This is a genomic window from Mesorhizobium sp. EU05-FHT14A09 (assembly GCF_058790995.1).
In genome coordinates this window covers 248989-261209 of record NZ_JBYTDF010000001.1, presented here as the reverse complement: position 1 = coordinate 261209, position 12221 = coordinate 248989, and the positions used below count along the sequence as shown (strand labels likewise).

Sequence of the window (12221 nt, the reverse complement as noted above, 5' to 3'; positions counted from 1 at the left end):
CTTCCTCCCAGAAGACGTCCTTTCGCGTTTACGGCAATCTGTCCTAGGGTCAAGGGCGGATCAGGAATTCGCCATGATAAGGTCACTCTTGGCCGGCTTGCCGGCGACATAAACCTCGCGCACGACACGGTCGTCGCCGACCGTCTGCAGCAGGAACAGTTCCTCCGCCAGCGAATTGACGCGCTCCGAACGCACCTGCAGCAGCGGCGTCGCCCGGCTGTCGAGCACGACGATGTCGGCATCGGTTCCCGCATCCAGCGTGCCTACGCGGTCGGCCACCGACAGCGCCTCGGCATTGCCGCGCGTGACCTGCCAGAACGACTGGAACGGATTGAGCTTTTCGCCCTGCAGAGCAATGATCTTGTAGGCCTCGTCCATGGTACGCAGCATCGAATAGTTGGTGCCGCCGCCGACATCGGTCGCCGTCGCAATGCGCAGCGGCTTCTCGCGCCTCCGATAGCCCTGATAGGCGAACAGGCCGGAACCGAGGAAAAGGTTGGAAGTCGGACAGAAGACGGCGACCGCGCCCGTATCCGAGAGCACATCGGCCTCGCGCTCGGAAAGATGGATGCAGTGGCCAAGCAGGGTCTTCGGGCCCATCAGGCCATAATGTTCGTAGACGTGGGTGTAATCCTTCGACCAGGGATAAAGCTCCTGGGTGAAGGCGATCTCGGCGTGGTTTTCGGAAAGGTGGGTCTGAATATGCAGGTCAGGATGCTCGCGGGCGAGCACCTGCGCCATTTCCATCTGCTCCGGCGTGGAGGTGATGGCGAAGCGCGGCGTGATCGCATAGAGGCCACGGCCCTTGCCGTGCCAGGCCGTGATCAACGCCTTGGTATCGTCATAGCTCGATTGCGGCGTATCGTGCACCGCTTCCAGCGCGTTGCGGTCCATCATCACCTTGCCGGCAATGACCAGCATGTCGCGATCATAGGCTTCCGCGAAAAAGGCTTCCGCCGACTGCTTGTGCACCGAGCAATAGGCAGCCACCGTCGTGGTGCCCTGGCGGATCATCTCGTCGAGGAACAGCCGGGAAATGCGCCGGCCATGCTGTGCGTTCTCGAATTTCGACTCTTCCGGGAATGTGTAGGTGTTGAGCCAGTCGAGCAGTTCGGCGCCATAGCTCGCGATGATCTGCATCTGCGGCATGTGGACATGCGCGTCGATGAAACCGGGCAACAGCAGGTGCGGGCGATGATCGATCACGCGCGCGCTGGCACCGGCGCGAGCCGAAACTTCTGCATAAGAGCCCGAGGCGACGATCTTGCCGTTGGCAACGAGAACGGCGCCGTCCTCCTCATAGGCGTAAGCAGCGCGATCATCGATCGTTTCCGGCCAGCGCAGGAAGGACAGTGTGCGGCCGCGCAGGAGTGTTGTGGTCATTTCGGCTTCCGTATCCAATTTCACTTCGCCATCCGCTTCGCAGACATCTCCGCTCCGAACGAGGAGATGGTCTTGCTGCCCGAGCTCACCCCGCAGTTTGTCCGAGGCTGAGATGTCAGCGAAACGGATCGATCTGCACCGCTTCCGGGTGCGGACGATGCCTATTTCTTCTTGGCCGCTTCTTCGAACCAGGTGACCAGCAGCGCGCGCTCCTGGTCGGTGATCTGGGTGACGTTGCCGGGCGGCATCGCATGGCTGCGGCCGGCCTGCAGATAGATCTCGCGGGCGTGTTCGGCAATCGTCGCGTCGCTGTCCAGGATCACCCCCTTGGGCGCGTGATAGATGCCTTCATAGACCGGCTCCTGGGTGTGGCACATGGAGCAGCGGCCGAGAACGGCGTCGCGCGCTGCCGGGAAATGCGTGGAGGTAGTGTAGATCTCCGCCGCCGACGAGACCTTCTGCTCGCCTGTCAGCACCTTCGGCACGGTCGACAGCCACATGATGATGACGAACAGGATGGCAGCGGCCAGCCAGGTCCAGGTCGGATTGCCCTTGCGGGCATGCTGGGTGTTGAAGAAGTGGCGGATCAGCACGCCGATCAGGAACACCAGCGAGGCGATGATCCAGTTGAACTGGGTGCCGAACGCCAGCGGATAGTGGTTCGACAGCATCAGGAACAACACCGGCAGCGTCAGGTAGTTGTTGTGCGTCGAGCGGGTCTTGGCGATCTTGCCGTATTTCGGATCGGGCTTGCGACCGGCAATCAGGTCGGCAACCACGATCTTCTGGTTCGGGATGATGATCATGAAGACGTTGGCCGACATGATCGTGGCGGTGATGGCGCCGAGATGCAGGAAGGCGGCGCGTCCAGTGAACAGATGCGTCAGGCCCCAGGCCATGAACACCAGGATCGCGTAGAGCACCAGCATCAGCAGCGTGTCGTGGTTGCCGAGCGGCGAGCGGCACAGCAGATCATAGACGATCCAGCCGGAAATCAGGCAGCCGAGCGAAATCAGGATGGCGACCGGCGCTGACACGTCGAGCACATTGCGGTCGATCAGGAAAAGATCCGCACCGGCATAATAGACGATCGCCAGCATGGCGAAGCCGGACAGCCATGTCGCGTAAGATTCCCATTTGAACCAGGTCAGGTGTTCCGGCATCTCGGCCGGCGCAACCAGGTATTTCTGGATGTGGTAGAAGCCGCCCCCGTGGACCTGCCACTCCTCGCCATGGGCACCAGCCGGCAGGCCTGGCCGCTGGCGCAGACCAAGATCGAGCGCAACGAAATAAAAGGACGAGCCGATCCAGGCGATGCCGGTGATGACGTGCAGCCAGCGCACCGCGAATGCCATCCAATCCCAGAAAATCACATAGTCGAGCATGCTCCACCCCTTCGTGCCGATCAGTCGACATTACGGACTGCCGCGCAAATCGAAAGAGGCGGGCAACACGATGACTTTCAAAAAAAATTGGAAAATAGTAGCCTGCTATCAAAATCAGGCGCAGAGGGGACGTCCTGGACAATGGCTTACCTCGACAACATCGCCGTCTTCGTTCGCGTCGTCGAATTGGGCAACCTTTCGGCGGCGGGACGCGACATGCGCATTTCACCGGCGGTGGCATCGAACCGCATCAAGGAGCTCGAAAAGCACCTCGGCGTGCGCCTGTTCAACCGCACGACACGGCAATTGATGCCGACCGAGCACGGCACCGTCTTCTACTCCGGTGCCAAGCAGGTGCTGGACGCCATCGTCGAGGCAGAGGCCTCCGTCGCCGCTCTGTCGGGCCAGCCGCGCGGTACCATTCGCGTTACTGCTCCGCTCGGACTCGGGCGCCGACTGATCGCCTCCGGTATTCCGGATTTCCACGACACCTATCCCGATATCGAGGTGCGCCTGCGCCTGTCCGACCACAATGTCGACATCCTGAAGGAAGGCATCGACGTCGCTTTCCGGCTCGGTGTGATCGAGGATTCGTCGCTGAGAATGCGCGGCATCATGGAGTGCGAGCGCGTGCTGGTCGCTTCGCCGAAATATCTCGCGGCGCGCGGCGAACCGACCGATTGCAGCGAGCTCATCGGCAGGAAACATGACTGCCTGATGCTGCGTTATCCCGGCAGCAGGGAATTCTTCTGGATGCTGCAGACGCCGGAAGGCGTGGTGAAGTTCGAGGTGCACGGCCCGTTCGACAGCGACGACGGCGATGTGTTGACGGAATGGGCGCTGGCCGGTCGCGGCATCATCAACAAGCCGCGTTTCGAGGTTGAACCCTACATCCGCGACAAGCGGCTGCAGGTGATCCTGACCAAAACACCACCGACACCGGTGCAGTTCGCCGCCGTCTATCCGCACAAGAAACTGCAGGATCCCAAGGTGCGGCTGCTGCTCGATTTCATGGCCGACCGCTGCCAGAAACTGATCCGCGACCTCCTGGCCGGAAAATAGCAGGAACCATAGGGCCAGCCTGTTCGTTACGGCTTGCGCAGGACACGTGAAGGCGTCACTTCTCCGCCGCTAGCCGCCTGCAAGCCCCCACGAAATCAGGAGACCCCGATGGCCGACATCCAGACCCGGAACGATTTGAAATCCAACACCCGCACGACCGCGATCGCCATCCTGAATGCGCGGCTCGCTGAAGCCATCGATCTCGCGCTCATCACCAAGCAGGCACACTGGAACGTCAAAGGTCCGCAGTTCATCGCCATCCATGAAATGCTCGATGGCTTCCGCACCGAACTGGATGGCCATGTCGACACCATCGCCGAACGCGCGGTGCAGCTCGGCGGGACTGCGCACGGCACCTTGCAGGATGTCACCAAGGCGACCACGCTGAAGCCCTATCCGACCGATATCCACAAGACCAAGGATCATCTGGCAGCATTGATCGACCGCTATGCCGCCGTGGCCAAGTCCGCCCGCGCCGCGATCGATGAAGCCGACGAGGCGGGCGACGCCGACACGGCCGACATCTTCACCGCCTATTCGCGCGCGCTCGACAAGTCGCTGTGGTTCCTGGAAGCCCACACGCAGGAAAAAGAATGATCCCAACGGTCATTCAGAATGACCGTTGGAGCGCGCGACCGCGCGCCGCGCCCGTTGGCGCGTCAGCCAAGTGGCCCGGATGGGCCGCGCCGGCGATTGAGGCGTCCAGATGAGAGGCGCGTAACGCCTCAGGCGGCTTCCGCGCCGACCTTGACCTGATGCCGGACAAGCGCCGTCATCATCTCGGAAGCGGCAAGTGCAGCAATCACCGGCGGGCGCTTGTCTTTTACGGAATCGCCACCGATCGGCGACACAAGCCGTTCGAATTCCATCTCCGAACCGTTGGCGGTCTTCAGGAACCAGTTCCTGAAGGTCGCCTTCTTGGTCTTGGAGCCGATCATGCCGACATAGGCGGTATCCTCACGTTTCAAGGCTTCGGCGGCGATCAGGAAGTCCAGCGCATGGTCGTGGGTAAGTACGGCGAAAGCTGAGCCCGCCGGCGCCTGACGGACCATCTCCTCGGGCATCGCGGTCAGCCTGGTCTCGACCGTCTCGGTGATGCCCTCAAGTTCCTCGGCGCGCGTTTCCACGACCACCACATGGATCGGCAACAGCGAGACCGAAGCAGCGAGCGCCTTGCCGACATGGCCACCGCCGAAGATGTAGAGATGCGGCAAGTGTTCTTCTTCCGCCTCGGCCGAGGCGATCAATCCGGTAGCCATCGCATCATCCACCAGCCGGATCAGAACTTCGACGCGACCGCCGCAGCACTGTCCGATCTCCGGTCCCAGCGGCACATCGAGCGTCGCACAGACTTCCTGTACGTCGATGCGTTGAACCGCCGGCTGCGCACCCTTGCGCGATGGCAGCACTCCCGACATCTGCCGGGCCTTGTCGATCGCCATGTATTCGAGCTGGCCGCCACCGATGGTGCCATAGGTCGCGATGGGCGACACCAGCATGTAGGCGCCCTTCTCGCGCGGCGTCGACCCTCGCGTGCCGGCCACCTCGACCAGCGCGACCGGGCCGGAGCCGGCAAGGAATTCTTTCAGGTCCTGCACTTTCGAGGTCATGATCGCATTCCCGTCCTGGGAATATAACACTTTTCGCGTCGAATTGCCCGTTCGGCAGGCTTACGCCTTACCGCGCGCTTCCTTCTTCAGCCGTTCGACGGCCATCAGCACCCGCTCCGGCGTCGCCGGTGCATCGAGGCGCGGGCTGATCTTGTGATCGGCCACGCTGGCCACCGCATCGGATAGCGCCTGCAACACCGAAATGCCGAGCGGCAATGGCGGCTCGCCGACCGCCTTGGAACGGTGGATCGTCGGCTCATAGGCCTGCGACCAGTCGGTCAGGGCGACGTTGAAGATCTTCGGCCGGTCGGACGCCAGCGGGATCTTGTAGGTCGATGGCGCGTGTGTGCGCAGCCGCCCCTTACCGTCCCACCACAATTCCTCGGTGGTCAGCCAGCCCATACCCTGGACGAAGCCGCCTTCGACCTGGCCGATATCGATCGCTCGGTTTAGCGAGCGGCCGGTGTCGTGCAGAATGTCGGTGCGCTCGACGACATATTCACCGGTCAGGGTGTCGATCGAGACCTCCGAACAGGCAGCACCATAGGCATAATAATAAAAGGCATGGCCCCGGCCCTTGGCGCGATCCCAGTGGATCTTCGGCGTCTTGTAATACCCTGCCGCCGAAAGCTGGATGCGATTGAGATAAGCCTGCTTGACCAGATCGTTGAACGAAATCTCCTGGTTGCCGATGCGGACCCGGTTGGGCAGGAACACGACCTGATCGGCCGGCACGGAATATTTTTCCGCGGCGAAGTCGATCAACCGGTCCTTGATCTGGCGGGCGGCGTTCTGGGCAGCCATGCCGTTGAGATCCGCGCCCGAGGATGCAGCCGTCGGCGCGGTGTTGGGCACCTTGGCCGTGGTCGTCGCGGTGATCTTCACCCGCTCCAGATCGATCTGGAACTCCTCGGCCACCACCTGCGCCACCTTGAGATGCAAGCCTTGCCCCATCTCGGTGCCGCCGTGGTTCATATGCACCGAACCGTCATTGTAGATGTGAACCAGCGCGCCGGCCTGGTTGGACTCGGTCTTGGTGAACGATATGCCAAACTTGACCGGGGTAAGCGCGATGCCGCGCTTGATGAAGCGGCTGTTGGCGTTGAACGCGGCGATCTCGCGACGGCGGCCGGCATAGTCGGCGCTCGCCTCCAGTTCCGCGACGATACGGTGGATGATGTTGTCCTCGACCTTCTGATGGTAGGGCGTGACGTTACGTTCGCCGGCCGTTCCCATGGCGTCATAGAAGTTGAGCTTGCGGATCTCGAGCGGATCCTTGCCAACGGCGAACGCCACCTCCTCGATGATCCGCTCGGCGCCGACCATGCCCTGCGGGCCACCAAAGCCGCGGAAGGCGGTGTTGGACACGGTGTTGGTGTAAAGCGGCGCCGATTTGGCGTGCACGTTCGGATAGAAATAGGCGTTGTCGCAATGGAACAGCGCGCGATCGCCGACCGGACCGGACAGGTCGGCCGAGAAGCCGGCATTGAGCGCGAACATGAAGTCGACACCGAGGATGTTGCCCTCGTCGTCGAAGCCGACGTCGTAGTCGATGACGAAGTCGTGCCGTTTGCCGGTGGCGGTCATGTCCTCATCGCGGTCGAGGCGCACCTTGACCGCGCGTTTGTGTTTCTTGGCGGCGATCGCAGCGATGGCCGCGCACTGGTTGGCCTGCGTTTCCTTGCCGCCGAAGCCGCCGCCCATGCGCCGCACTTCCACGGTGACCGCGTGGCTCGGCACGCCGAGCACATGCGCAACGAGATGCTGTGTCTCACTCGGCCCTTGGGTGGAGCAGTGAACGACCACCTCGTCATCCTCGCCCGGAACCGCCAGCGAAACCTGGCCCTCAAGGTAGAAATGGTCCTGTCCGCCAAGTTTCATACGGTTCTTGATGCGGCGCGGCGCTGCCGCGATCGCAGCGTCCGGGTCTCCGCGCTTCAAGGTCAGCGGCGTCACCACCTGCCTGTCCTTCAACGGATCGAGGTCCCAGATGTTGAGAATCGCCGGCAGCTCTTCGTATTCGACCTTGGCCAGGCGCGCGGCGCTGCGTGCCGCCTCACGGGTCTCGGCGATGACCGCGAAGATCGGCTGACCGTGAAACTGCACCCTGTCTTCGGCAAAGACCGGGTCGTCGTGCATGCCGCTGGGCGACACATCGTTCTCGCCAGGCACATCCTTGTAAGTCAGCACATCGACCACGCCGGGCGCGGCGCGCACGGCCGACAGATCGACCTTCTTCATCTTGGCATGCGTGACATTGGAGAGGCCGAGGCCGACATGCAGCGTTCCTGCCGGTTCCGGCAGGTCGTCGATATAGATCGCGGTACCGGCAACGTGCTTATGGGCGGAATCGTGACGCTGGTCGGTGTGGACACCACCGACGATCTTCTGCGCCTTCAGATTTGGGGTGTGCTTGGTCATCTCACGCCGCCTCGTAACGCGACACCTGGAATGGCGCCCTGGTGCCGGTGGTTTCGGTGTAGAAGCGCAACAGAAGATTCCTTGCCGCCAGCGCCCGATACTCGGCAGTCGCGCGCATGTCGGTGAGTGGCGCGAAATCTTCGGCGTATTTCTCCATCGCCGCTTCCACCGTGGCTTCGGTCCATGGCTTGCCGACCAGCGCCTTCTCCACGGCGCTCGCCCGCTTCGGCGTCGCTGCCATGCCGCCATAGGCGATGCGGATCGACGCGACGGTGCCGTCCTTGGCAAGCTTCAGGCTGAAGGCACCAAGCGTGGCGGTGATGTCTTCATCGCGGCGCTTGGTGATCTTGTAGACCGCGAACTTTTCACCCTTTTCCGGGATCGGTACATGCACGGCCTCGACGAACTCGCCCGGCTGACGATCTTGCTTGCCATAGGCGATGAAGAACTTCTCAAGCGAAATGGTGCGGCGCTTCTTGCCCTTGCGCAAGGTGAGCTTGGCGTCGAGCGCGATCAGCGGCGGCGGAGTGTCGCCGATGGGCGAGCCGTTGGCTATGTTGCCACCGATTGTGCCCATGTTGCGGACCTGCTGGCCGCCGATGCGGTCAATGAGTGGCCCGAGCGCCGGAATGCGCTTGGCGAGCAGGGAAAAGGCTTCGGTGTAGGTGACGCCGGCGCCGATCGTGATGACACCCTTGTCCTCGGAGATGGCGCGCAGGCCCTCGATCCCGGCGATGAACACGACTGGCGAGATGTCGCGCATATGCTTGGTCACCCAGAGGCCGACATCGGTCGAACCTGCCACGATCGTGGCCTGCGGCTCTGCTTCCAGCACCTTTGCGAAGTCGTCGACGTCAGCCGGTACGATGAAGCGGTCTTTGCCAGCGCCGACCTCGACGCGAGAGCCGTCCTGAAGCTCCGTCAAGCGCATGATCACGGCCTTGCGCTCGGCCTGTAGCGGATCCTTCGCAGCCTTGCCGTAGCTCGAAATGGCACGCGCGGCGCGCATGATCGCCTCATAACCAGTGCAGCGGCAGAGATTGCCCTGCAGCGCCTTCTCGATCTCGGCGTCTGACGGCTCGGGCGACTTCATCCAAAGCGCATAGAGCGACATGACGAAACCGGGTGTGCAGAAGCCGCATTGCGAGCCGTGGAAATCCACCATCGCCTGCTGCACCGGATGCAGCGTGTCGCCCGCGCCGGCGAGATGTTCGATCGTCACGACATGGGTGGCATCGAGCGAGCCCATGAAGCGGATACACGCGTTGACACTCTCATAGACCAGCTTGCCGGCAACCAGCTTGCCGACCAGAACGGTGCAGGCACCGCAGTCGCCTTCGGCGCAGCCTTCCTTGGAGCCCTTCAGCGAGCGGGAAAGCCGCAGCCAGTCGAGCAGGGTATGGTCGGGCGCAACATCGCTCAAGGCGACATCACGGCCATTGAGGATGAAGCGCAGCTCGGCGCGGGTCTTGAGTTTGGCCATTGCTCAGCTTCCCCGGTAGGTCGAATAGCTGTAGGGCGAGATCAACAGCGGCACATGATAATGCTTGGCCTCGGCCATGCCGAAACGGATCGGCACGATGTCGAGAAATGCCGGCTCGGGCAGCTTGGCGCCGGACCGACGCAGATAGTCGCCTGCCGAGAAGACCAGTTCATATTCGCCGAGTTTGAAGTCGTCGCCGGCCAGAAGCGGCGCATCGCAGCGGCCGTCATTGTTGGTGGTCACGGACTTCAGATGCGTGCGCGTGTCGCCGTCGAGACGAAACAGATCGACCAGCAGGCCGGCCGCCGGCTTGCCGGTCGCCGTGTCTAGCACATGCGTCGTCAGACGCCCGCCATTGTTGTGCGACGTTTCCGCCAATTGCCGCCTCCCATTCCGGTACAATCGAACATAGTGATGAATTGTGCGCCAATTAAAGGCGATGCATAAGCCCCGGTCGAGCGGACGGTACCAAAAAGCACTTTCAAAAATTTCGTGGTAATGGCCGCCCAAACCTTTGGATATCTTGGGGCCACTTCCGGAGCAACCGGCAGGGAGGAATGATGCGTTACGTACGGGACATGCGCGGTTACGGAGCCAATCCGCCAGACTCGAAATGGCCGGGTGGCGCCCATGTCGCCGTGCAATTCGTCGTCAACTATGAAGAAGGTGGCGAGAACTGCATCCTGCATGGCGATGCGGCCTCAGAGGCTTTCCTGTCCGAGGTGGTGGGGGCGGCCCCCTGGCCCGGCAAGCGCCACTGGAACATGGAATCGATTTACGAATACGGCGCCCGCGCGGGCTTCTGGCGGCTGCACCGCATGTTCACCGAGGCCGGCGTGCCGGTGACAGTCTATGGTGTCGCCTCCGCGCTCGCCCGTTCGCCCGACCATGTCGCGGCCATGGATGCCGCCGGCTGGGAGATCGCCTCGCATGGCCTGAAATGGATAGACTACCGTGACCACCAGGAAGCGGACGAGAAGCGCGACCTCGACGAAGCGATCCGCCTGCACAAGGAAGTGGTGGGCGAGCGCCCTACCGGTCTCTATCTCGGACGCACTTCGGTGAATTCGGTGAAGCTGGCAGCCGCGGAAGGCGGCTTTGCCTGGATTTCCGACACCTATGACGACGACCTGCCCTACTGGCTCGACCATGACGGACATGGCAACGCCATCGCGCCGCAGTTGGTGATCCCCTACACGCTCGACGCCAATGACATGCGTTTCGCCACCCCGCAGGGCTTCAATTCGGGCGACCAGTTCTTCGCCTATCTGAAGGATGCGTTCGACACGCTTTATTCTGAGGGCAAGGCCGGACGCGGTGGCATGATGAGCATCGGCCTGCATTGCCGCCTGATCGGCCGGCCCGGACGTGCCGCCGCGCTGCAGCGCTTCATCGATTATGTGAAGAGCCACGACAAGGTGTGGCTGCCGCGCCGCATCGACATCGCCAATCACTGGCGCGACCATCATCCCTATGAGCCGGCCGCCCTGCGCCCATCGCGCATGGACAAGCAGGAATTCGTGCAGCGCTTCGGCGGCATCTTCGAACATTCGCCATGGATCGCCGAACGCGCCTTCGAACTGGAACTCGGACCGGCGCATGACAGCGCAGGCGGTCTGCACAACGCGCTGTGCCGTGCCTTTCGCTCGGCTTCCGAGACCGAACGTCTCGGCGTGCTGACCGCGCACCCGGACCTCGCCGGCAAACTGGCGCTAGCCAGGCGGCTGACCGAAGATTCAACCAAGGAGCAGGCTTCGGCCGGGCTCGACGCGCTGACCGACGCGGAACGCGAATTGTTCTCCAAGCTGAATGCCGCCTACGTCACCACTTTCGGCTTCCCCTTCATCATTGCGGTGAAGGGCAAGACCAAGGACGAGATCCTGGCAGCATTCGAAACCCGTATCGGCAACAGCCGCGGTGAGGAATTCGAAACCGCCTGCAAGCAGGTCGAACGCATCGCGCTGTTGCGCCTCAAGGACATACTGCCCGCATAGGTTTGAACCATGGATATGATGAAGATGGCCGATCGCACCTATTACGCGCCGAAAGGCGGACTGCCGCCGCAGACTGACCTGATCACCGACCGCGCGGTGTTCACCGAAGCCTATGCGGTCATCCCCAAACGCGAATTCAGCGACATCGTCACCTCCTACCTGCCGGGCTGGGACAAGACGCGGCTGTGGATCATCGCCCGCCCGCTATCAGGTTTCGCCGAGACCTTCTCGCAATACATCATGGAAGTTCAGCCCGGCGGTGGCAGCGACAAACCCGAACCCGACACCGGCGCCGAAGGTGTGCTTTTCGTGGTCGAAGGCGAGATCACCGTGACGCTGGCCGGCAAGAACCATGAAATGAAGCCGGGCGGCTACGCCTTCCTGCCGCCGTCGAGCGGATGGACATTGCGTAACAACGGCAAGTCGACCGCGCGTTTCCACTGGATCCGCAAGGCCTATGAAAAGGCGGAAGGCGTTGATGTGCCCGAGCCGATCTTCACCAACGAGAACGACATCGCTCCCAATCCCATGCCGGATACCGAAGGCCGCTGGGCGACGACGCGTTTCGTCGATCCTCTGGACCTGCGCCACGACATGCACGTCACCATCGTGACGTTCGAGCCGGGCGGCATCATCCCGTTCCCGGAAACGCATGTGATGGAGCACGGGCTCTACGTGCTGGAAGGCAAGGCGGTCTACCGTCTCAACCAGGACTGGGTGGAAGTGCAGGCCGGCGACTATATGTGGCTGCGCGCCTTCTGCCCGCAGGCCTGCTACGCAGGCGGGCCTGGCAGGTTCCGCTACCTGCTCTACAAGGATGTCAACCGCCACGCCAGGCTCGGCGGCTTCGGACGCTAACATCCGGATCCGGCTGTCGTCCCGC

At 62.4% G+C, this 12221-nt stretch carries 10 protein-coding genes; 4 read left to right on the top strand and 6 right to left on the bottom strand.

All coding sequences use genetic code 11. The annotated features are described in order from the left end of the window. Nucleotides 1-60: 60 nt before the first annotated feature. Both guaD and AC3WTO_RS01175 read right to left on the bottom strand, forming a co-directional pair. On the bottom strand, nt 61-1383 hold the full coding sequence (gene guaD, locus AC3WTO_RS01180; protein WP_492458848.1) for a guanine deaminase: 1323 nt from the start codon (nt 1381-1383) through the stop codon (nt 61-63). A gap of 161 nt (nt 1384-1544) precedes the next feature. Continuing rightward, nucleotides 1545-2768, bottom strand: coding sequence for a urate hydroxylase PuuD (locus tag AC3WTO_RS01175; RefSeq protein ID WP_492458847.1), 1224 nt, complete (start codon nt 2766-2768; stop codon nt 1545-1547). Nucleotides 2769-2909: 141 nt separating this feature from the next. Here AC3WTO_RS01175 and AC3WTO_RS01170 point away from each other — a divergent pair, with 141 nt between their 5' ends. Both AC3WTO_RS01170 and dps read left to right on the top strand, forming a co-directional pair. After that, the gene (locus AC3WTO_RS01170; RefSeq protein ID WP_492458846.1) at nt 2910-3830 is read left to right on the top strand and encodes a LysR family transcriptional regulator; all 921 of its coding nucleotides are present in this window, start codon (nt 2910-2912) and stop codon (nt 3828-3830) included. Nucleotides 3831-3938: 108 nt separating this feature from the next. Further along, nucleotides 3939-4427, top strand: a complete 489-nt coding sequence (gene dps / locus AC3WTO_RS01165) for a DNA starvation/stationary phase protection protein Dps (RefSeq protein WP_492458845.1) — start codon at nt 3939-3941, stop codon at nt 4425-4427. 128 nt (nt 4428-4555) lie between these two features. Here the strand turns inward: dps and xdhC are convergent, their stop codons facing one another. From xdhC to uraH, 4 genes are read right to left on the bottom strand one after another with little or no spacing between them, the layout of a single operon-like run. Further along, nucleotides 4556-5440 carry a xanthine dehydrogenase accessory protein XdhC gene (gene xdhC, locus AC3WTO_RS01160; protein ID WP_492458844.1) on the bottom strand — a complete coding sequence of 295 codons (885 nt, stop codon included), beginning with the start codon at nt 5438-5440 and terminating at the stop codon, nt 4556-4558. Nucleotides 5441-5500: 60 nt separating this feature from the next. Further along, entirely contained in the window at nt 5501-7861 is a 2361-nt protein-coding gene (gene xdhB, locus AC3WTO_RS01155; RefSeq protein WP_492458843.1) for a xanthine dehydrogenase molybdopterin binding subunit, read from the bottom strand. Nucleotide 7862: 1 nt separating this feature from the next. Continuing rightward, on the bottom strand, nt 7863-9344 hold the full coding sequence (gene xdhA / locus AC3WTO_RS01150) for a xanthine dehydrogenase small subunit (RefSeq protein ID WP_492458842.1): 1482 nt from the start codon (nt 9342-9344) through the stop codon (nt 7863-7865). Between the two features lie 3 nt (nt 9345-9347). After that, complete coding sequence (gene uraH / locus AC3WTO_RS01145) at nt 9348-9722, bottom strand: hydroxyisourate hydrolase (RefSeq protein ID WP_492458841.1); 375 nt, start codon at nt 9720-9722, stop codon at nt 9348-9350. A gap of 182 nt (nt 9723-9904) precedes the next feature. Between uraH and puuE the strand changes: the two genes are divergently transcribed. Further along, the gene (gene puuE, locus AC3WTO_RS01140; RefSeq protein ID WP_492458840.1) at nt 9905-11338 is read left to right on the top strand and encodes an allantoinase PuuE; all 1434 of its coding nucleotides are present in this window, start codon (nt 9905-9907) and stop codon (nt 11336-11338) included. 24 nt (nt 11339-11362) lie between these two features. Beyond that, complete coding sequence (locus tag AC3WTO_RS01135) at nt 11363-12196, top strand: bifunctional allantoicase/(S)-ureidoglycine aminohydrolase (protein ID WP_492460007.1); 834 nt, start codon at nt 11363-11365, stop codon at nt 12194-12196. Nucleotides 12197-12221: the final 25 nt, after the last annotated feature.

Excerpts from the sequence above, each read along its gene's own strand:
- AC3WTO_RS01170 (WP_492458846.1), top strand. The coding sequence starts at position 2,910 with ATGGCTTACCTCGACAACATCGCCGTCTTCGTTCGCGTCGTCGAATTG.
- puuE (WP_492458840.1), top strand. The coding sequence starts at position 9,905 with ATGCGTTACGTACGGGACATGCGCGGTTACGGAGCCAATCCGCCAGAC.
- xdhA (WP_492458842.1), bottom strand. The coding sequence starts at position 9,344 with ATGGCCAAACTCAAGACCCGCGCCGAGCTGCGCTTCATCCTCAATGGC.
- AC3WTO_RS01135 (WP_492460007.1), top strand. The coding sequence starts at position 11,363 with ATGGCCGATCGCACCTATTACGCGCCGAAAGGCGGACTGCCGCCGCAG.
- dps (WP_492458845.1), top strand. The coding sequence starts at position 3,939 with ATGGCCGACATCCAGACCCGGAACGATTTGAAATCCAACACCCGCACG.
- xdhB (WP_492458843.1), bottom strand. The coding sequence starts at position 7,861 with ATGACCAAGCACACCCCAAATCTGAAGGCGCAGAAGATCGTCGGTGGT.
- xdhC (WP_492458844.1), bottom strand. The coding sequence starts at position 5,440 with ATGACCTCGAAAGTGCAGGACCTGAAAGAATTCCTTGCCGGCTCCGGC.
- guaD (WP_492458848.1), bottom strand. The coding sequence starts at position 1,383 with ATGACCACAACACTCCTGCGCGGCCGCACACTGTCCTTCCTGCGCTGG.
- AC3WTO_RS01175 (WP_492458847.1), bottom strand. The coding sequence starts at position 2,768 with ATGCTCGACTATGTGATTTTCTGGGATTGGATGGCATTCGCGGTGCGC.